General features: G+C 74.0%; 18 protein-coding genes. 13 read left to right on the top strand and 5 right to left on the bottom strand.

Annotation, left to right across the window (positions count from 1 at the left end; translation table 11 throughout):
• The first annotated feature begins 225 nt into the window (after window positions 1-225).
• From RM555_RS19910 to RM555_RS19895, 4 genes are all read left to right on the top strand, one after another.
• Window positions 226-435 (top strand): helix-turn-helix domain-containing protein, encoded by a 210-nt coding sequence (locus tag RM555_RS19910; RefSeq protein WP_007465625.1) that lies wholly within the window; start codon window positions 226-228, stop codon window positions 433-435.
• A 216-nt stretch (window positions 436-651) separates the two neighbouring features.
• Complete coding sequence (locus RM555_RS19905; protein ID WP_007465623.1) at window positions 652-753, top strand: 30S ribosomal protein bS22; 102 nt, start codon at window positions 652-654, stop codon at window positions 751-753.
• Between the two features lie 120 nt (window positions 754-873).
• The gene (locus tag RM555_RS19900; protein WP_311413160.1) at window positions 874-1,947 is read left to right on the top strand and encodes an NAD-dependent epimerase/dehydratase family protein; all 1,074 of its coding nucleotides are present in this window, start codon (window positions 874-876) and stop codon (window positions 1,945-1,947) included.
• A gap of 167 nt (window positions 1,948-2,114) precedes the next feature.
• Window positions 2,115-2,987: a lysophospholipid acyltransferase family protein gene (locus tag RM555_RS19895; protein ID WP_311413178.1), complete on the top strand. Its 873-nt coding sequence runs from the start codon at window positions 2,115-2,117 to the stop codon at window positions 2,985-2,987.
• 68 nt (window positions 2,988-3,055) lie between these two features.
• Here the strand turns inward: RM555_RS19895 and RM555_RS19890 are convergent, their stop codons facing one another.
• From RM555_RS19890 to RM555_RS19880, 3 genes are all read right to left on the bottom strand, one after another.
• Window positions 3,056-3,931, bottom strand: coding sequence for an HAD family hydrolase (locus tag RM555_RS19890; protein WP_225852020.1), 876 nt, complete (start codon window positions 3,929-3,931; stop codon window positions 3,056-3,058).
• Between the two features lie 126 nt (window positions 3,932-4,057).
• Entirely contained in the window at window positions 4,058-4,942 is an 885-nt protein-coding gene (locus tag RM555_RS19885; protein ID WP_311413158.1) for a DUF5667 domain-containing protein, read from the bottom strand.
• A gap of 290 nt (window positions 4,943-5,232) precedes the next feature.
• Window positions 5,233-6,192 (bottom strand): ECF subfamily RNA polymerase sigma factor, BldN family, encoded by a 960-nt coding sequence (locus tag RM555_RS19880; protein ID WP_311413157.1) that lies wholly within the window; start codon window positions 6,190-6,192, stop codon window positions 5,233-5,235.
• A 555-nt stretch (window positions 6,193-6,747) separates the two neighbouring features.
• Between RM555_RS19880 and RM555_RS19875 the strand changes: the two genes are divergently transcribed.
• Genes RM555_RS19875 through RM555_RS19865 form a run of 3 tightly spaced genes read left to right on the top strand, consistent with a single transcriptional unit; the run spans window position 6,748 to window position 9,398 of the window.
• Entirely contained in the window at window positions 6,748-8,481 is a 1,734-nt protein-coding gene (locus RM555_RS19875; protein WP_311413156.1) for an AMP-binding protein, read from the top strand.
• A complete protein-coding gene (locus RM555_RS19870; protein WP_121399981.1) occupies window positions 8,474-8,725 on the top strand; it encodes a glutaredoxin family protein in 252 nt (83 codons plus the stop codon). Before RM555_RS19875 ends, RM555_RS19870 begins: the two co-directional genes overlap by 8 nt.
• A gap of 22 nt (window positions 8,726-8,747) precedes the next feature.
• On the top strand, window positions 8,748-9,398 hold the full coding sequence (locus tag RM555_RS19865; protein WP_311413155.1) for an HAD family hydrolase: 651 nt from the start codon (window positions 8,748-8,750) through the stop codon (window positions 9,396-9,398).
• Between the two features lie 75 nt (window positions 9,399-9,473).
• Here the strand turns inward: RM555_RS19865 and RM555_RS19860 are convergent, their stop codons facing one another.
• Both RM555_RS19860 and RM555_RS19855 read right to left on the bottom strand, forming a co-directional pair.
• Complete coding sequence (locus tag RM555_RS19860; protein WP_311413154.1) at window positions 9,474-10,127, bottom strand: response regulator transcription factor; 654 nt, start codon at window positions 10,125-10,127, stop codon at window positions 9,474-9,476.
• A gap of 24 nt (window positions 10,128-10,151) precedes the next feature.
• Entirely contained in the window at window positions 10,152-11,453 is a 1,302-nt protein-coding gene (locus RM555_RS19855) for a sensor histidine kinase (protein ID WP_311413153.1), read from the bottom strand.
• Between the two features lie 400 nt (window positions 11,454-11,853).
• On the opposite strand from RM555_RS19855, the gene RM555_RS19850 reads away from it, so the two are divergent.
• The 6 genes from RM555_RS19850 (at window position 11,854) to RM555_RS19825 (ending at window position 19,163) form a co-directional block, all read left to right on the top strand.
• Window positions 11,854-12,624 (top strand): redox-sensing transcriptional repressor Rex, encoded by a 771-nt coding sequence (locus RM555_RS19850; RefSeq protein ID WP_151453397.1) that lies wholly within the window; start codon window positions 11,854-11,856, stop codon window positions 12,622-12,624.
• A complete protein-coding gene (locus RM555_RS19845) occupies window positions 12,621-14,069 on the top strand; it encodes a glutamyl-tRNA reductase (RefSeq protein ID WP_311413152.1) in 1,449 nt (482 codons plus the stop codon). The genes RM555_RS19850 and RM555_RS19845 overlap by 4 nt, the downstream gene beginning before the upstream one ends.
• Complete coding sequence (gene hemC, locus RM555_RS19840; RefSeq protein ID WP_311413151.1) at window positions 14,066-15,061, top strand: hydroxymethylbilane synthase; 996 nt, start codon at window positions 14,066-14,068, stop codon at window positions 15,059-15,061. The genes RM555_RS19845 and hemC overlap by 4 nt, the downstream gene beginning before the upstream one ends.
• Complete coding sequence (locus RM555_RS19835; protein ID WP_151453400.1) at window positions 15,058-16,638, top strand: bifunctional uroporphyrinogen-III C-methyltransferase/uroporphyrinogen-III synthase; 1,581 nt, start codon at window positions 15,058-15,060, stop codon at window positions 16,636-16,638. The genes hemC and RM555_RS19835 overlap by 4 nt, the downstream gene beginning before the upstream one ends.
• Window positions 16,639-16,657: 19 nt before the next feature.
• Window positions 16,658-17,641 carry a porphobilinogen synthase gene (hemB, locus tag RM555_RS19830; RefSeq protein ID WP_311413150.1) on the top strand — a complete coding sequence of 328 codons (984 nt, stop codon included), beginning with the start codon at window positions 16,658-16,660 and terminating at the stop codon, window positions 17,639-17,641.
• 955 nt (window positions 17,642-18,596) lie between these two features.
• Window positions 18,597-19,163, top strand: coding sequence for a helix-turn-helix domain-containing protein (locus RM555_RS19825; protein WP_311413149.1), 567 nt, complete (start codon window positions 18,597-18,599; stop codon window positions 19,161-19,163).
• Window positions 19,164-19,190 lie beyond the last annotated feature (27 nt).

The following is a 19,190-nucleotide window of genomic DNA, read 5'->3' as shown; positions in this document are numbered from 1 at the left end:
CGGGCGGCGTGTCCCGGACGGGGACCGATCGGACGCCGGGCGCAACAGGTTCGACAACGAACCGACCGGTCGGGTGGACACCGGCGAGAATCATGATCAGTTGTACGAAGGGATCGCGCCGGTCACAGCCGTCCCGCTACCGTACTGGTAACACGCGCGTCGCCGGTCCGGGCGGGACGAACCCGTCCGGTGGCACGCGCCGGGCATGGGATTGGTCGGTGAGCCATGGCCGGGTCGCAGTCCGACGGACGGCTGTCGGAGGTCAAGTTCCTCACCGTCGCCGAGGTGGCGACGGTGATGCGGGTGTCGAAGATGACGGTCTACCGCCTGGTGCACAGCGGTGAACTCACCGCGGTCCGGGTCGGCCGGTCGTTCCGGGTGCCCGAACACGCGGTGCACGAATACCTGCGGGGCGCCTTTCAGGAAACCGCCTGACCCTCCCGCGGGCCGTCGTTCAAGCACGACGTAACGGGCATCGGCGGGGGCGCGTTGGTCCTGCTGACGCTCTCCGGCTACCCTGGACCCCGACCGTGACCGCAGGTGCGCCCTGCCGCTTACCCCGCTGGTCCGGTCCGTTGTCCGCAAGCGGTCGCCGACGTCACACCGTGGCGTCATCCGGTCGCCCCGCACGTTGCATCGAAAGGCTTTCGTATGGGCTCGGTGGTCAAGAAGCGCCGCAAGCGCATGGCTAAGAAGAAGCACCGCAAGCTGCTGCGCAAGACCCGCGTCCAGCGTCGCCGTCTCGGCAAGTGACCGGGGCCGGGTCCCGGCCCGGCTCCCGTCGTCACTTGCCAACTGTCGACCCTCGGAGGCTCAGGTGATCACGCCGCGGATGTCCCGGTTCGATCCCTCCTGCCGGGGAAGGTGCGCGACATGACCCCCGGTGGCACCACAGGTGCCCCGGGGGTCGTCGTCGTCACCGGGGTCAGCCGCTACCTCGGCGCGCACGTCGCGGCCCGGCTCGCGGCCGACCCCCGCATCGAGCGGGTCATCGGCGTGGACCAGCCCGAGCCCGGTGCCGAGTTCTCCGACCTGCTCGACCGGGTCGAGCGCGTCCGCATCGACGCCGGCTCGCTCGGCGGCCTCCTCGCCGACCTGGACGTCGACGCGGTGGTCCACCTCGCGCTGGTGACCTCGCCGGACCCGCAGCACGGCGGCCGCTCGGCGATGAAGGAACAGAACGTCATCGGCACGATGCAGCTCCTCGCCGCCTGCCAGCGCGCCCCCCGGCTGCGCAAGCTCGTGGTCCGCTCCTCGACGGCCGCCTACGGGGCGTCCTTCCGCGACCCGGCCGTCTTCACCGAGGAGACCGAGCCGCGCGAGGTGCCACGCGGCGGGTTCGGCCGCGACATCCTGGACATCGAGGGGTACGTCCGCGGCTTCCGCCGCCGCCGGCCCGACGTCACCGCGACCGTGCTGCGCTTCGCGCCGTTCATCGGCTCGACCGCCGACACCACCCTCACCCGCTACTTCTCCCGGCCGGTGGTGCCCACCGTGTTCGGGCGGGACCCCCGGTTGCAGTTCCTGCACTTCGACGACGCGCTGGAGGTGCTGCACCGGTCGATCGTCGAGGACCATCCGGGGACGTACAACGTGGCCGGGCCGGGCGTGCTCTCCCTGTCGCAGGCGATCCGGCGGGCCGGCCGGGTGGCCGTGCCGGTGCTGGAGCCCGGCCTCTCCAGCGCCGCCGCGATCGCCCGCAACCTCGGCTTCGGCCGCTACGGCCTGGACCAGGTCGACCTCTTCGTGCACGGCCGGGTCGTCGACACCAGCCGGCTGGAGCGGGAGTACGGCTTCACACCCCGCTCCACCGCCGCCGCCTTCGACGACTTCATCCACGCCCACTACGGCGGTGTCGTCGTGAACCGGGACCAGTTGGCCGTCGCGGAGCAGCTCGTGCTGGACGGGATCCGGCAGGTTCGGGCTGCCGTACGGGAGGGCTCGTGAACGGGCCGGAGGAGCGGCGCGACGGCCGCTACGACGTACCGCTGACCGTGGCCGCGCCGGACGCGGAGCCCGCGCGGGCGAACGGACACCATCTCGGCACGCCCGACGAGCCCGACACGTCCGCCACCGACGAGACGGTCGCGCACGACGCGCCGGCACCGGCCCCGGTGGGCGGGCCCTCGGTGCCGGACCGGCCCGGCGACCACTGGGACCGCAAGGTCGCCAAGGGCCTGGCGTTCCTGCGTCGTCGGCTCTCCGGCGACTACGAGGTCGACGAGTTCGGCTTCGATCCCGAGATCACCGACGCGGTCTTCCACCCGCTGCTGCGGATGCTCTACCGCGACTGGTTCCGCACCGAGGTCACCGGCCTGGAGCACGTGCCCACCGAGGGCGCCGGCCTGGTGGTCGGCAACCACTCGGGCACCGTGGCGCTGGACGCGCTGATCCTCTCGGCCGCGCTGCACGACCAGCACCCGGCCCGCCGCTACCTGCGGCTGCTCGGCGCCGACCTGGTCTTCCGGATGCCGGTGGTCTCCGAGCTGGCCCGCAAGACCGGCGGCACGGTCGCCTGCAACCCGGACGCGGAGCGGCTGCTCGGCAACGGCGAGCTGGTCGGCGTCTTTCCCGAGGGCTTCAAGGGCATCGGCAAGCTCTACTCCGAGCGCTACAAGCTGCAACGCTTCGGCCGGGGCGGGTTCGTCTCGGCGGCGCTGCGCACGGGCACCCCGATCGTGCCGGTCGCCATCGTCGGCGGCGAGGAGACCTATCCGATGCTCGCCGACATCAAGCCCCTGGCGCGGCTGCTCAAGCTGCCCTACTTCCCGGTCACGCCCACGTTCCCCCTGCTGGGGCCGCTCGGCATGGTGCCGCTGCCGAGCAAGTGGCTGATCGAGTTCTGCCCGCCGATCCCCACCGCGCACCTGATCGACTCCGCCGACGACCCGCTGGTCGTGTTCAACCTCGCGGACCAGGTGCGGGAGACCATCCAGCAGACCCTGCACCAGTTGCTGGAGCGGCGCCCGGACCCGTTCGGCCCCTGACGGATGCGGGCGGCCCGCGTCGCTGAGGGCGCGGGCGGCCGGTACGGCTGACTGCGCGGGCCGAGCCGTCAGCCGTCGCGGCGGCGCCGGTGCAGCGCCAACCCGGCGCCGACCGCCCCGGCGACCAGGCCGGCCGCCGCGGTGGACGGTACGGCGATCTTGACGGCGCGGCGGCCGGTGCGGAAGTCGCGGACGTCCCAGCCGCGCTGCCGGGCCTCCTTGAACAGGGCCGCGTCCGGGTTCACGGCCACGCCCCGGCCCACCATGGAGAGCATCGGCAGGTCGTTGCACGAGTCGCTGTAGGCGGTGCAGCGGCGCAGGTCCAGCCCTTCGACCGCGGCGAGCTGGGTGACCGCCTCCGCCTTGGCCGGGCCGTGCATCAGGTCGCCGACCAGCCGGCCGGTGTACGCGCCGTCGACGATCTCGGCGACCGTGCCGACCGCGCCGGTCAGGCCCAGCCGCGCGGCGATCACCCGGCCGATCTCCACGGGCGCGGCGCTGACCAGCCAGACCCGCTCGCCGGCGTCCAGGTGGCGCTGGGCGAGCTGGCGGGTGCCGGCCCAGATCCGGGGCGCCATCAGCTCGTCGAAGATCTCCTCCGCGAGGCGCTCCACGTCGTCCACCCGCCAGCCCTCGACGAAGGCGAGGGCGGCCTCCTTGGCCTGCGACATGTCGCCGGCGTGCTCGGTGGCGAGCAGCCGGAACCGCAGCTGCTGCCAGGCGAACCGGGCCAGGTCCGCGGTGGTGAAGTAGTCGCGCGCGGCGAGGCCCCGGGCGAACCAGTAGATCGACGCGCCCCGCATCATCGTGTTGTCGACGTCGAAGAAGGCCGCCGCGGTCGGATCGGGTTCCGGGGGAGCGAGGGGCGCGAAGTCGGTCTCCGCCCAGCCGGCGGTGTGACCGTGGGCGTCGGTGCTGACGGTCACCTTGCGGCTGCGGACCACGCGACCTCCCTCCGCTCGACCGGCGCGACGTGTGCTTCCGCGAGGGTAGCCGGGCGCGCCTGGCGGACGGCCGCCCATGGGGAGAACTGTGGCGTGGACGTCTCGGCCGGTCCGGCCGACGTCGGATCAGCGGTCGCCGGGGCAGGTGGCCGGGGCCGGGCCGAGGGCGTCGCTGCCGACGGGTGCGGGCCCACCGCAGGCGATCGTCGCGCGCAGCGCGTCGGAGCGCTTGCGGGCCGCGTCGAGCAGGGCGAGCGAGCGGCGGGTCCGGTCGCGTTCGGCCCGGCTGGCGTCGTCGAGGAGCCCGCCGACCGCCCGGCGCTGGCCGGTGAGGAAGGAGTTGACCGCGTCCAGCGCCGCCGGGTCCGAGCGCTGCGTCGCGGCGGTGGTCAGCAGGCGTACGCCCTGGCGGGTGTCGGCGTCCATGTCGTCCAGCACCGCGCTGAAGCCGGCCTCGTTGCCGCGTAGCGCGGCCGCCTCGGCGAGCCGGGTACGGGCGAAGCCCAGGAACAGCTGGCCCCGGCTGACGTCGGAACTGGCCAGCGCGAGCTGGGCGCGTTCGGTGGAGCGCTTCATGCCGTACAGCGCGTCGCCGGGGACGGCGTTCTCGCTGGCGGCCGAGATGCCCGAGAGGGCGACGGCGCCGGCCGCGACGCCGACCAGGATGGCGCCCCGGGCGCGGGCCCGGCGGGCGGTCACCGCCGGCAGCAGCCGGTTGCGGCCGGCGTCGGCGGCGGAGCGCCGGGACGACGGCTGGGTGGTGACGGCGGCCGGGGCACCGATGCCCTCGCGCTCGGCCGTGGCCAGGAGCATGGCCCGCAGTCCGGTGCGGAACTCCGGGTCCACCTCCACGGCGGGCGGGGCGGCGGGCAGCCGCTGACCCACCGCGACGAGCGTGGCCAACTGGTCGTCGGCCCGGGAACGGACGTGGTGTCGCCGGCCCCCGTTGGCCTCGTCGAGAAGCTGCGCGAAGCGCTCCGCGCGCCGACGGGAGAAGAGGTTGCTGTCCACCGCGGGCACCTCCTCTCGCTGGTCGCGGCCGGTCGGCCGCTGTCTTCGACAGCGACCGGTGACGGCGGGACACCACGGACGAAGGTCGTGGCCGGCCGCGCTGCCGGACCTCGGGGGCCCGGGGGATGCCGGGGCTACCACCGGTCGCACCCGGAGAAACGGTCCGCACCGGACATGGGTTACGGGGCCGGCGGAGGCGAAATCACCCAAAGTGATCGCTGTCACGGGGTCGCGACGCCACGGACCTGCGCGTACATCGCATCGATGCACGGCGTTCTTCGTGCCCGGGACTACGGTTGGAAGCCGTCCGGCAGCAGCCGGGCCAGCGCTCGTACCGCGCGGTACTGGAGTGCCTTGATCGCGCCCTCGTTCTTGCCCATCGTGCGGGCCGTCTCGGCCACGGAGAAGCCCTGCAGGAAGCGGAGCACGATGCACTCCTGCTGCTCCGGGTTGAGCTGCTTGACGGCGCTGAGCAGGGCCACGTTGGTGATGTGCTCGACGACCGCCGCCTCCGGGCTGCCCTCCGGGCCCCGGTCCTCGCGGTCGGCGTCCAGCACGTCCCCGGTGGTGACCTCCAGCCGGTAGCGGCCGGACTTGAAATGGTCCGCCACCAGGTTCCGGGCGATGGTGACCAGCCAGGCGCCCAGGTCGCGCCCCTGCCAGGTGAAGCTGCCGATCCGCTTGAGGGCGCGCAGGAAGGTGTCGGAGGTGAGGTCCTCGGCGAGTTGCCGGTTGCCCACCCGGAAGTAGACGAACCGGAACACCGTGTCGACGTACCGGTCGTAGATCAGCCCGAACGCCTCGGACTCGCCGGCCTGGGCCCGCTCGACCAGCCCCCAGACCTCCGTGGCGGGGTCGGACGGGTCCGGACGGCTGGGGAAGCCCGTCGAGGTGTTGACCGGCGCGGCGGCGGCCGGCACCGCCGGGAGCACCGCGGTCTCCGCGCCCGACTCGTCGGGCGCCTTGGCCGGCTCCGTGGTGCGGCGGCCCTGCGCCGGCATGGTGGGCCGGGCGGGGACGGCGACCCGGCCGCCGGCCGATTTGGCGTTGCCGCCCGGTGTCGCGGAGCGGGGCGGCGGTTCGTTCTGGTGTGGCCGGCTGCGGGTCCGGCTCGACGCGCCCTCCCCCCGGACGGCGAGGCTGCCCGTGTCGTCCAGCGGAGCCCGGGCGGCGGGCCGTTCGTTGAGCGGGCCGCGGATCGCCGGGTTGGTCAGGCCGGCCGGCCGTTCCGCGTAACCGAAGGTGGTCACCGCGCCGCCTCCGTCCCGCCGGCCGACCACGCCGGTCGGCGCGTCGCCGTCGTGGCCCGGCCGGCTGGGCCGGGCAGGGCTGGCTCGGGGTGTGCCGACGGGCGGCAGATCCCCTTGAGGTGCTGGTCCAATGCGCTCACAGGCACGGGGGCCTCCTCGGGCTGAGGGGTGTCGACTCACGGCAAATGGGGTGAGCCGACCCGAGTGATGATAGGGCCAACGTCACCCACGCGTGGCAAGTCCGTTACACAGGGCGGAAGTATTTCCCGCCGCGCCGCACAACTGGCGGACCGGTTGTCCGTCGTGTGCGGTTGACTTTCGGATTGCCGCGTGATTGCGAAGGAAATTCCAGGTCGGCGTGCGTGTCGCGGTGATCGGGTGGATCGGCGGCGCGGGTGTCGACCCAGGACCGTCCGGCGTGCCCGGTGCGTCGCGGCGTGTCCTATGGACGGGACCGGTCGTGTCCCGTCCGCGCCCGCCGGGCGTCCCGTGGGCGGGACTTGTGCGGGACGCCGGTGCCGCAGACCGGGATGTCCCCTCCGGCCTCCGGCGGGCATGGCCCACAGGCCCCGCGCTGTGCCAGACTCAGCCACCGTGCAGGACGCAACCGACAGCTCCGCCTCGACCCTCGTCGAGCGGCTCCACCGGGCGGCCACCGCCCACGGCGACCGACCCGCGCTGCACTGGCGCGAGCGGACCGTCACCTGGTCCGAACTGGACGCGTCGGTGACGGCCACCGCCCACGCCCTGGCGGCCCTGACCGGGGCGCGACCCGCCGGGCCCGGCCCGACGCCGAAAGCCGCCGACCCGCACCCGCCCCGGATCGCCGTCGCGCTCGGCAACTCGCCGGACTTCGTGGTGAGCTGCCTGGCCGCGCTGCGCGCCGGGCTGGTCGCGGTGCCGGTCAACCCCGGCCTCACCGCCCCCGAACTGCGGCACGTGCTGGCCGACTCCGGCGCCTCGGTGCTGATCGGCACCGAGCGGGTACGCGACCTGGTCGCCGACGCCGCAGGGGACCTGCCCGCGCTCGTCGCCGTGCACACCGCGCCGCCGGTGGCCGACGCCGGTCAGCCGTTTCCCGTCCGGGGCGGCGACGACCTGGCGCTGCTGCTCTACACCTCCGGCACCGAGGGGCGGCCGAAGGGCGCGATGCTGACGCACCGGGCGCTGGCGGCCAACCACGAGCAGGTCGGCCGCATCGACCCGCCGGTCGTCGGCCCGGACGACACCGTGCTGCTGGCGCTGCCGCTGTTCCACGCGTACGGGCTGAACGCAGGGCTCGGCGCGGTCGTCCACCATGGCGCGACCGGGGTGCTCGTCGACGACCTCGGCTCCGACGCGGGGCTGGCCGTGATCGCCCGGCACCGGGTCACCGTGCTGGTCGGCGTACCGTCGATGGTGGCCGCCTGGTCCACGGCGGACGCCGCCGTCCTCGCCGCGGCGATGACGTCGGTCCGGGCCGTGGTCTGCGGCGCGGCACCGCTGGAGCCGGCCGTCGCGGCGCGCTTCGCCGAGGTCGCCGGCCGCCCGGTGCACGTCGGGTACGGCCTGACCGAGACCGCGCCGGTGCTCACCTCCACCCTGGTCGGCGGGGAGCCGAAGCCCGGCTCGATCGGCCGGCCGCTGCCCGGCGTCGAGCTGCGTCTGGTCGGGACGGACGGGGCCGACCTGTGGCGCGACGGCGTGGCCGAGCCGGAGGACGACGCCGACGAACTGGATCTCTCCGACGTCACGCCCGGCACCGACCCGGGCCAGGTCGTGGTGCGCGGGGCGAACGTCTTCGCAGGCTACTGGCCGGACGGCCGGGGCGGCCCGGACGCCGACGGCTGGTGGCCCACCGGCGACGTGGCGTACGCCGACTCCGACGGCGACCTCTTCCTGGTCGACCGGATCGGCGAGCTGATCCTGGTCAACGGGTTCAACGTGTACCCGCACGAGGTCGAGCTGGTGCTCGCCGCGCACCCGGGGGTGGCCGAGTCGGCGGTACTGGGTGTGCCGCACCCGCGGACCGGCGAGACTGTCCGGGCGTACGTGGTGCCGGCGCCGGGGCGTCCGGTGACCGGTGAGGAGCTGCTCGCCCACTGCGCCCGCAACCTGGCCCGGTTCAAGTGCCCGACCGCCGTCGAGTTCGTCGACGAGTTGCCGCACTCGGTGATCGGCAAGGTGCGCAAGACCCTGCTCCGGACGGCGTCGTCCCCGGCGTCCCCGGTGCCGTCCCCGGCGGCGTCGCCGGAGACCCGCCCGCCGGCTCCGACCGGCGCCAGCACGACGGAGGAGACCGATGCGTGAGCCCCGACTCACCCTGATCACCCGCCCAGGCTGCCACCTCTGCGACGAGGCGAAGCTGGCGCTGGACCGGGTGGTGGCGGTCACCGGGGACCGGTGGACCGAGAAGGACGTCACCGACGACATCGAGCTGGAACGCGAGTACGGCGACCGGCTGCCCGTGGTGCTGCTCGACGGCAAGGAGCACGGCTACTGGCGGGTGGAGGAGGAGCGGCTGCTGCGGGACCTGACCACGCCGCAGCTGTAGTGCCGGGCGCTATGGTGCTGCCATGACCCCGGCACGCAACCACCTGGTGTGGGACTGGAACGGCACCCTGCTCAACGACCTGAGCCTGGTGGTCGCCTGCACCAACGCCGCCTTCGCCAGCGTCGGCGGGCCCGCCGTGACCGCCGACGAGCACCGGGTACGGTTCCGCCGCCCGATCGCCGACTACTACGCCGAGGTGCTCGGCCGGGCGGTCGACGACGACGCGTTCGGCCGGCTGGACCGGATCTTCCACGACGCGTACCGCACCGGGCTGACGACCTGCGAGCTGGCGCACGACGCCACGGTCGCGATGGCCGCCTGGCCGGGCAGCCAGTCCCTGCTGTCCATGTGGTTCCACGAGGAGCTGGTGCCGACCGTGCACACGTACGGGCTGACCGGGAACTTCGTCCGGGTGGACGGGCTGCGGGCGACCGTCGGCGGCGACCGCAAGGCCGAGTCGCTCCGGCGGCACCTGACGGAGCTGGGCGTGGACGGCCGGGACGTGGTGCTGATCGGGGACTCCGTCGACGACGCCGACGCCGCCGTGTCGGTGGGGGGCCACGCCGTCCTCTACACCGGCGGGTTCACCGACGCGGCACGGCTGCGCGCCTCCGGCCACCCGGTCGCCGACACCCTCAGCGAGGCGGTCAGCCTGGCGGCCACGCTGCCCTGACCGGGCCGGCCTCGTCCGGGCCGAGGCGACAGACCGGCGGCCGGTCCGTGCGTGGGCGGCGGGCCGGGTGGCGGGTCAGTTGCGCAGGTAGGCCAGCACGGCCAGGACCCGCCGGTGCTGCTCCGTGTCGGGTGGGAGCTGGAGCTTGGTGAAGATGTTCCGGACGTGCTTCTCGACGGCGCCGTCGGTGACCACCAGGGTCTTCGCGATCGCCGTGTTGGAGCGGCCCTCGGCCATCAGCGCGAGCACCTCGCGTTCGCGCGGGGTGAGCTCGCGCAGCGGGTCGTCGCGCCGCCGCCGGGCGAAGAGCTGGCCGACCACCTCGGGGTCGAGCACCGTCCCGCCGGCGGCCACCCGGTCCAGCGCGTCGAGGAACTCGTCGATCGCGGCCACCCGGTCCTTCAGCAGGTAGCCGATCCCGCCCCCGCCGCCGCCGGTGGTGGCGAGCAGGTCGTCGGCGTACGACACCTCGACGTACTGGGAGAGGACCAGGATCGGGGTGCGGGGCACCAGGCGGCGGGCCTCCACCGCCGCGCGCAGCCCCTCGTCGGTGTGCGACGGCGGCATCCGGACGTCGACGATCGACACGTCCGGCCGGTGCGCCACCACCGCCGCCACCAGCGCGTCGCCGTCGGCCACGGCGGCCACCACCTCGTGCCCGCGCTCGGTGAGCAGCCGTACCAGCCCCTCCCGGAGCAGCACCGCGTCGTCCGCGATCACGATCCGCATGCCCTGTTGTCTACCACGTACGGCTCACAGCGGGAGTTCCGCGCGGATCTTGGTGGGCCCGCCAACCGGGCTGACCACGGAGAGCCGGCCCCCGGCGGAGCGGATCCGGTCGGCGATGCCGACCAGCCCGTGCCCCTTGGCCAGGTGGGCGCCGCCCTGCCCGTCGTCGTCGACGTCGACCTCCAGCCGCCCGTCGTGCCGGGCCACGGTGACCTGGCACTCGGTCGCCCGGCTGTGCTTGGCGACGTTGGTCAGCGCCTCGGACACCACGAAGTAGGCGGTGCTCTCGACCGCCGGGTCGAGCCGGCCGGCCGGGCTGGCCAGTTCCGGGTCCACCCGCAGCTCGATCGGGATCAGGCCGCGCCCGGCCAGTGCCGCCAGGGCGCTGGGCAGTCCCCGGTCGACCAGGATCGGCGGCGCGATGCCCCGGGACAGGGCGCGCAGCTCGGCGAGCGTCTCCCGGGTCTGGGTGACCGCCTCGTCCAGGGTGCGCCCGGCGGCCCGCGGGTCGGTGGCGAGTTGCTGGCGGGCCCGGCTGAGGTCCATCGCGAGCCGGACGAGGCGCTGCTGCGGGCCGTCGTGGATGTCCCGCTCCAGTCGGCGCAGCGCGCTCGCCTCGGCGGAGACGGCGGCCCGCTTCTGTTCCTCCAGCACGGTGATCCGGTTGCGCATCTCGGCCACGCCGGTGAGCAGGGCCCGGCCGAAGCCGGCCTGCAGCAGCGCACAGCCCCGGGCCACGATCGGCAGGGTGATCAGGAAGAACAGCCCGATCGCGGTGTGCAGCCCGATCCGGACGACGGTCGAGTTGCCGAGGCCGAGGAGCTGGGGGAGGCCGACGTCCTCCGGGTCGCCGTGCGGCAGCGTCCAGTCGTACGCCCAGTAGAGGGTGCCGGCGACGGCGCCGGCCCACCAGACCAGCGTGACCACGAAGGTGACGATGGCCACGATCAGCTTGAGGATGCCGTGCGCCAGGTCGAGCCAGGACTGCGCGTCCCCCATCGGCACGAAGATCCGCCGCCAGGCGCTCGCGCCGGGCTCCGGCAGCCGGTACTGGGGGCGGATCCGGGCCTGGTGGAGCACGGTGGGCAGGCGGAGGCGCTCGATGTCGGCGAGGCCCCGGGCGGCGTAGAGGGTGCCGCTGAGGATCGGCAGGCCGATCACCGTCACGACCAGCCCCAGCCCGGCAGCCAGGCCCACCAGCAGGACGACGAAGCTGGCCAGGGCCAGCGGGAGGCCCAGCAGCACGTAGCCGGAGTCCAGCAGGAGCTGTCGGGAGATGGTCGGCGCCGGCACGGGCTGATCGGCGGCGACGGGTACGGCGGTCATGTCACGAGGCTAGGCAGCGCGGGGTCGCCGACCCATCCCGTCGGCCCGCCTCTGCGGCGTAGGGCTGGCCCTACCGTGACCGGATCGTGGGCGAGCCGTGGGCCGCGCGATTGGTCAGAGAAGTCGTAATTGAGCAATAATCGGCGCTACCGGCACCATCGCCACCGCCCCGAGGTCGGGCGGTGGCCGGCGGCGGCCACTGGATCGATCTTGCGGAATGGAGGGGCTGGTGAAGCCGCGTCGCGAGCTGTCAAGATCGCGATTTGTGCACGCGTTCACAAGCGCCTACTCTGTAGTTCCGACGCGCCCTGCTAGCACAGCCGGCAATCTCGGTCGCCAGCGGGGATCCCGAAACGGCCGGCCGCCCGAGTTGGCCGAGGATCGCACCGCACGGAGTCTCATGAGTCAGCACCGTCACCCTGGCGCGCCCGGCCGCGCCGGTGCCGTACCGGCGCTCCCGGATCTGCCGGAGGCGACCGTCGCGCGGCTCCCGGAATACCTCCGTGCCCTGCACAACCTCGCCGAAACCGGCCACGAGACCGTGTCCAGCGAGGGACTGGCCAGCGCTGCCGGCGTGAACTCCGCGAAGCTCCGCAAGGACCTCTCGCACCTCGGCTCGTACGGGACCCGTGGCGTCGGCTACGACGTGGCGCTGCTGGTCGACCAGATCGAGTACGTGCTCGGGCTCACCCAGCGGCGGGCCGTCGCCCTGGTCGGCGTGGGTAATCTCGGTCACGCCCTCGCCGGCTACGACGGCTTCGCCAGCCGCGGCTTCCGGATCGCCGCCCTCTTCGACGCCGACCCCGCCCGGGTCGGCGAGGAGATCAGCGGGCTGGTCGTCCGGCACATCGACGAGCTGCCCCGGGTCGCCGTCGAGGAGGCCATCGCCATCGGCGTGATCGCCACCCCGGCCCCGGCCGCCCAGGCGGTGGCGGACCAGCTCGTGGCCGTCGGTGTGACGAGCATCCTGAACTTCGCCCCGTGCGTACTCTCGGTTCCGGAGGGGGTCGACGTGCGCAAGGTCGACCTCGCGATCGAGCTGCAGATCCTGTCCTTCCACGAGCACCGCAAGGCATCGCTGACCGCGCTGCCCGCCACCGGTGGGTCCGCCCTGACCGCCCTGCCCGGGGGGCTCGCCGTCACCGACCCGCAGGAGGCGATCGGCACGTGAAACTGCTCGTCGTCGGCGCGTCCTACCGCACCGCTCCCGTCGCCACGCTGGAGCAGCTCGCGGTCGGCCCCGCGGACCTCACCCGCACCCTGGACCGCCTGGTCGCCCAGCCGTACGTGACCGAGGCCGTGATCGTCTCCACCTGCAACCGGGTGGAGGTCTACGCCGCCGTGTCCGGCTTCCACGGCGGCCTCGGCGACATCTGCGCGGTGCTGGCCGACCAGGCCGGCTGCCAGCCCGCCGCGCTCGCCAACCACCTCTACGTGCACTTCGACGCCGCCGCCGTGGACCACGTCTTCCGGGTCGCCGCCGGGCTCGACTCGATGGTGGTCGGCGAGGCGCAGATCCTCGGCCAGCTCCGGGACGCCTACCATTCCGCGACCGGGGCAGACACCGCCGGGCGGCTGCTGCACGAGCTGATGCAGCAGGCGCTGCGGGTCGGCAAGCGGGCGCACGCGGAGACCGGGATCGACCGGGCCGGCCAGAGCGTGGTGACGGCCGCGCTGGAGCTGGCCGCCGGGCATCTCGACGGCGACCTCGCCGGCCATCCCGCGCTGGTGGTCGGCGCGGGCGCGATGGGCTCGCTGAGCGTCGCCACGCTGTCCCGGCTGGGCGCCGGGCCGCTCACGGTCACCAACCGGGGCGCCGACCGGGCCGTCCGGCTGGCCGAGGCGTACGGGGCCAGCGCGACGCCGATGGCGGAGCTGACCACCGTTCTCTCCACAGTGGACATCGTAGTGGCCGCCACCGCGGCCACCGAAGCGGTCCTCACCCGTGACGTGGTGACCCGGGCGCTCGCCGGGCGCGACCCCGGCCGGGGGCCGCTCGTCCTGCTCGACCTGGCCGTGCCGCGCGACGTGGAAGCCGGCGTCGCCGAGTTGCCCGGCGTCGAGGTCATCGACATCGACCGGATGGCGACGCTGCTCGCCGACGGGCCCGCCGCAGCCGACGCCGCCGCCGTCGAACGGATCGTGGCCGGCGAGGTCGACGCCTTCCTCACCTGGCTGCGCGGCGCCGACGTGGCGCCCACGGTGGCCGCCCTGCGTGGCCGCGCCGACGACGTGGTCGGCGCCGAGCTGCGCCGGCTCGCCCAGCGCCGCCCGGACCTCACGGACGACCAGCGCGCCGAGGTGGCCCGGACGGTGCACCGGGTGGTGCAGCGGCTGCTGCACCAGCCGACCGTGCGGGTGCGCCAGTTGGCGGCCGAACCCGGCGGCGACCAGTACGCGGCCCTGCTGCGCGAGCTGTTCGACCTCAAGGTGCCGCAGACGTCCCCGGTCGACAACGTCCCCGACATCGTGGCCGGCGACGCCGCGCCGCCGTTCGGCCTCGCCGACGTCCTGCCACCCGGCGGCCTCGCCGACAATCTGCCGTCCGTCGGCCTCGCCGACATCCCGCCGTCGACGGGTTCCGCCGACGTCCCGCCCCTCGGAGGTGAGCGATGAGCACGCCCCTGCGCCTCGGTACCCGGGGCAGCAAACTGGCGATGGCCCAGTCCGGCCACGTCGCGGAGGCCCTGACCGCCGCCACCGGCCGGCCCGTCGAGCTGGTCGAGGTGGTCACCGCCGGCGACCGCTCGTCCGCGCCGGTGCACCGGCTCGGCGTCGGCGTCTTCGTCTCCGCCCTGCGGGACGCCCTGACCGCCGGCACCATCGACTTCGCGGTGCACTCCTACAAGGACCTGCCCACCGCGGCGGCGGCCGGGCTGCACATCGCGGCGGTGCCGGTGCGGCAGGACCCGCGGGACGCGCTTGTCGCCCGGGACGGCCGGACGCTCGCCGAGCTGCCCTCCGGCGCGACCGTGGGCACCGGAGCGCTGCGCCGCATCGCCCAGCTGCACGCCCTCGGGATGCAGCTGGAGGTCACCCCGATCCGCGGCAACGTCGACAGCCGCCTCGCGCGGGTGCTCGGCCCGGAGGCCGACCTCGACGCGGTCGTCCTGGCCCGGGCCGGGCTGGCCCGGCTCGGGCGTACCGACGTGATCACCGAGACGCTCGACCCGATGCTGATGCTGCCCGCGCCCGCCCAGGGCGCGCTGGCGGTGGAGTGCCGGGTCGACGACACGGACCTGGTCGAGCTGCTCGCCGTGCTCGACCACGCACCGTCCCACGCCGCGGTCACCGCGGAACGGGCGCTGCTGGCCACCCTGGAGGCCGGATGCTCCGCCCCGGTCGCCGCCTACGCCGTCGTCGCCGAAGGCGAGCCAACCGGCTCGGGCGTCGAGGGTGACTTCGTCCAGGAGATCTATCTGCGCGGGGCGGTGATCAGTCCGGACGGCACGAGAGACCTCCGGCTGTCCCGCACCGGAACGCTCGCCGACGCGGCGGAGATCGGCAAGGCACTCGCCGCCGAACTCCTCGACCTCGGCGCCGACTCGATCCTCGGCCACGATGGACACGCCGGCCCGGGGACCCAGCAATTTGGGAGCACAGAATGACCCGCACCCGTAAGCCCGTAGGCCGCATCGCCTTCGTCGGGGCCGGTCCCGGCGACCCGGGCCTGCTGACCCGCCGGGCGCACGACGCTCTGGTCGACGCCGACCAGGTGGTGTACGACCGGGGAGTCCCCGAGTCGCTGCTCGACGCCGTCCGCGCCCAGGCCAGGGAAGACGCCCAGTTCACTCCGGCGGAGGGCGCGCCGGGTGACGTGGCGAAGGTGCTGATCTCGGCGGCCCGTTCCGGGCTGAACGCGGTGCACCTGGTCGCCGGCGACCCGTTCGGCCACGATTCGGTCGTCAAGGAGGTGCAGGCGGTCGCGCGGACCGCCGCGCACTTTGAGGTGGTTCCCGGGGTCGGCCAGGCCGAGGGGGTGGCGACCTACGCGGGCGTGCCGCTGCCGGGCGTACGGACGGCGGCCGACGTCGAGGACGTCAGCACGCTGGACTTCGACGCGCTGGCCGCAGCCGTCGGCCGGGGCTCGTTGGCCTTGGCCGTGGACGCCGGCGACCTCGCCGCGATCCGCGACGGGCTGCTCGCGGCCGGGGTGGAGGGCACCACCGGCGTCGGGGTGACCGGTGACGGCACCGGCGAGACGCAGTACACCACCACGTCGACCGTCGACTCGTTCGTCGCGGCGGCGCTCGGCTTCACCGGCCGGGTGGTCCTCACCGTCGGCGAGGGTGTGGGCCAGCGGGACAAGCTGAGCTGGTGGGAGAACCGGCCGCTGTACGGCTGGAAGGTCCTCGTGCCCCGCACCAAGGAGCAGGCCGGCGTGATGAGCGCCCGGCTGCGCGCGTACGGGGCCATCCCCTGCGAGGTGCCGACGATCGCGGTCGAGCCGCCGCGCACCCCGGCCCAGATGGAGCGGGCGGTCAAGGGCCTGGTCGACGGCCGGTACGCCTGGGTGATCTTCACCTCCGTCAACGCGGTCCGCGCGGTCTGGGAGAAGTTCGCCGAGCACGGTCTCGACGCCCGGCACTTCGGCGGCGTCAAGATCGCCTGCATCGGTGAGGCGACCGCCGACGCCGTCCGCGCGTTCGGCATCCAGCCCGAGCTGATCCCGTCGGGGGAGCAGTCCTCCGAGGGGCTGCTGGCCGAGTTCTCGCCGCACGACGAGATCCTCGACCCGGTCGGTCGGGTGCTGCTGCCGCGCGCCGACATCGCCACCGAGACCCTCGCCGCCGGCCTCACCGAGCGCGGTTGGGAGGTCGACGACGTGACCGCCTACCGGACGGTCCGGGCCGCCCCGCCGCCCGCCGAGATCCGGGACGCGATCAAGTCGGGTGGCTTCGACGCGGTGCTCTTCACGTCCAGCTCGACGGTGCGCAATCTGGTGGGTATCGCGGGGAAGCCGCATGCCCGTACCGTCGTTGCAGTGATCGGGCCCAAGACGGCGGAGACCGCGACGGAGTTCGGCCTGCGGGTCGACGTCCAGCCGCCGCACGCCTCGGTCCCCGATCTGGTGGAGGCGCTCGCCGCCTACGCCGTCGAGCTGCGCGAGAAGCTCGCCGCCATGCCGGCGAAGCAGCGCCGTGGCTCGAAGGTGCAGGGGCCGACCGCCCTGAGGTTCCGGTAGTCGTAGCAGGAGGTCCGTGATGCCGTACCCCGAGATCCGGCCCCGCCGGCTGCGCCGCAACGCGGCCATCCGGCGGCTGGTCTCCGAGACCCGCGTCGACCCGGCCGAGCTGGTCGTGCCGATGTTCGTCAGGGAGGGGTTGACGGAACCGCGGGCGATCGCGTCGCTCCCGGGGGTGCTCCAGCACTCCCGGGACTCGCTCCGCAAGGCCGCGGCCGAGGCGGTCCAGGCGGGCGTCGGCGGCATCATGCTCTTCGGCGTGCCGGAGCGGCGGGACGCCACCGGCTCCGGCGGGATCGACCCGAACGGCATCCTCAACGTCGCGATCCGCGACGTCGTCGCCGAGGTGGGCGACGCCACTGTGGTGATGAGCGACCTCTGCCTGGACGAGTTCACCTCGCACGGGCACTGCGGCCTGCTCACCCCCGACGGTGACGTCAACAACGACGCCACGCTGGAGGCGTACGCCGAGATGGCGGTCGCCCAGGCCGCCGCCGGGGTCGGTGTGGTCGGGCCGTCCGGCATGATGGACGGCCAGATCGCCGTGGTACGCCGGGCGCTCGACGCCGCGGGCCACCAGGACGTGGCGGTGCTGGCGTACGCCGTCAAGTACGCCTCGGCCTTCTACGGCCCGTTCCGGGACGCGGTGGAGTCGGCCCTGGAGGGCGACCGCCGCACCTACCAGCAGGACCCCGCCAACCTGCGGGAGTCGCTGCGCGAGGTCGAGCTGGACGTCGCCGAGGGCGCCGACATGGTGATGGTCAAGCCGGCCCTGCCGTACCTCGACGTGGTGTCGGCGGTCCGTGCGGCGGTGGACGTTCCCGTCGCCGCCTACCAGGTCTCCGGCGAGTACGCGATGGTCGAGGCGGCTGCCGCCAACGGCTGGATCGACCGGGAGCGGGTGATGCTGGAGACGCTCACCTCGATCCGTCGGGCCGGCGCGCAGATCATCCTCACCTACTGGGCGGTCGAGGCCGCCGGACTCCTTCGCCAGCGCTACTGACCCAACCCGACCCAGCGTGGCTTGGTCCGGCGCGGCTTGGTCCGGCGCGGCTTGGTCCTGTGCGGCGTGGCCTGGCCTGCCTGGTCCTGCCCGGCGCTACCTGGTCTGGCGCACCTTGATCCGGTCCGGCCTTCGGGTCTCCGACCCGTCCCGGGCAGCGAGGCGGGTTCCGATCGAGCCAACCCATTCCTCCGCCGCCCGTCTCGGGGCACTCGCCGGACCATCACCTGCCCGCTCGTCGTCCGGTGCGGTGCTGGTGCGTGTCGCTGTCTTCCCTTGCGGGCATACGCAGGCGTCAGTGGTGGTTGCCGCCTTCGAGTAGACGCCCGCGCCGCAGACCAGCAGTCCCTACCGTAACGCTGGGTACTCAACCTGTGCCCCGAAGCCCACCACCCTTCGGACGCTTTGCTCTGCATCGTCATACGCACCAGTAACGAAGAGTGCCTGTTGCGTATAAGGATGCAGAGCAAAGGGCGCGCGGAGGTTCGTCGCTCCCGACGAGGGCCCACACTGAACTCGCTGTCCACAGCGTTGTGACCGTCAGCGGCGGCGATCCAGGGTCGTTCAGGGCCGGATTTACAATCACTTAGCGTATGCACCTGCGGGAGAACCGCTCCGGTTGCGGTGCGTGCCCGCCGCGCAGGGTTCGTCCGGGCTGTTGGGGCAGGACCGGGCGCTGGTTTTCCACAGGCGGCTGCGTTGTCCACAGGCTGAGCGGGCGGGATTGCGGGAGAGGCATCGCAGCCGGGAGCGTGAAGGGATGACCGAGCCTCCCGCCGAACCGGAAATCGACCGGGATTCCGACCGACCAGCTGGCTCCGACCAGTTGCCCGGTGCCGCCGGGCCGTCGGGACCCGCGGGGCCGTCGGGCGGCGCTGGGCCGTCGGGCGCCGCTGGGCCGTCGGGCGCCGCTGGGCCGTCGGGCGGCGTCGGGGCGACGGGTGGCGACCAGGCGGTGGGTACCGATCAGGGCACGGGATCGCGCGAGCCGCCCGTGATGCTGACCGAGCCGTTCGACACCCCATGGCCGGCCGCGGGCATCGTCCGGGCGGTCCGGCGGCATGCCAGCCTCAGCCAGCGGGAGCTGGCCCGGTGGGCCGGGGTGAACCATTCCACCGTCGGGCGGATCGAGGCGGGCCGGATGGTGCCGAGCATCCTGCTCCTGCGCCGCATCATCGGGGTCGCCGGGTTCCGGCTGGCCGTCGTCGACGAGTTCGGGCGGGTGCTGAAGCCGATGCGGGACTGGCAGGACACCCGCGACGGGGCGGGGCGTCGCTACCCCTCGCACCTGGACACCATTCTCGACCCCGAGCCGGGCGAGTGGTGGGCGGACATCTACGGGCTGGCCCGCCCGCCGGAGACGTTCTACCGCGACCGCCGGGTCCGCGACGCCATGCGGCGGCGCAGCCAGTGGGAGGTGCGGGTGGCGAAGTACCGCAGCGTGCCCCCGCCGCCGCGCGTGCCTCCGCCGCCGCGCGTGCCCCCGCCGTCGCGGCTGCCCGGCCCGGGCCTCCCGTGGTGAGCGGACGGCCCGCCGGCCAGGACGTTC

Source organism: Micromonospora reichwaldensis, from assembly GCF_031845925.1.
Classification (GTDB): Bacteria; Actinomycetota; Actinomycetes; order Mycobacteriales; family Micromonosporaceae; genus Micromonospora; species Micromonospora reichwaldensis.
Note: the sequence above shows the minus strand (reverse complement) of the source record. Positions and strands in the feature narration are given on the sequence as shown.

What these genes read in the sequence shown, in the direction of transcription:
- RM555_RS19865 (WP_311413155.1), top strand. Translation starts at nt 8,748, where the DNA reads ATGACCCCGGCACGCAACCACCTGGTGTGGGACTGGAACGGCACCCTG.
- RM555_RS19910 (WP_007465625.1), top strand. Translation starts at nt 226, where the DNA reads ATGGCCGGGTCGCAGTCCGACGGACGGCTGTCGGAGGTCAAGTTCCTC.
- RM555_RS19900 (WP_311413160.1), top strand. Translation starts at nt 874, where the DNA reads ATGACCCCCGGTGGCACCACAGGTGCCCCGGGGGTCGTCGTCGTCACC.
- RM555_RS19905 (WP_007465623.1), top strand. Translation starts at nt 652, where the DNA reads ATGGGCTCGGTGGTCAAGAAGCGCCGCAAGCGCATGGCTAAGAAGAAG.
- RM555_RS19875 (WP_311413156.1), top strand. Translation starts at nt 6,748, where the DNA reads ATGGCCCACAGGCCCCGCGCTGTGCCAGACTCAGCCACCGTGCAGGAC.
- RM555_RS19835 (WP_151453400.1), top strand. Translation starts at nt 15,058, where the DNA reads ATGACCCGCACCCGTAAGCCCGTAGGCCGCATCGCCTTCGTCGGGGCC.
- RM555_RS19860 (WP_311413154.1), bottom strand. Translation starts at nt 10,127, where the DNA reads ATGCGGATCGTGATCGCGGACGACGCGGTGCTGCTCCGGGAGGGGCTG.
- RM555_RS19855 (WP_311413153.1), bottom strand. Translation starts at nt 11,453, where the DNA reads ATGACCGCCGTACCCGTCGCCGCCGATCAGCCCGTGCCGGCGCCGACC.
- RM555_RS19850 (WP_151453397.1), top strand. Translation starts at nt 11,854, where the DNA reads ATGAGTCAGCACCGTCACCCTGGCGCGCCCGGCCGCGCCGGTGCCGTA.
- hemC (WP_311413151.1), top strand. Translation starts at nt 14,066, where the DNA reads ATGAGCACGCCCCTGCGCCTCGGTACCCGGGGCAGCAAACTGGCGATG.
- RM555_RS19870 (WP_121399981.1), top strand. Translation starts at nt 8,474, where the DNA reads ATGCGTGAGCCCCGACTCACCCTGATCACCCGCCCAGGCTGCCACCTC.
- hemB (WP_311413150.1), top strand. Translation starts at nt 16,658, where the DNA reads ATGCCGTACCCCGAGATCCGGCCCCGCCGGCTGCGCCGCAACGCGGCC.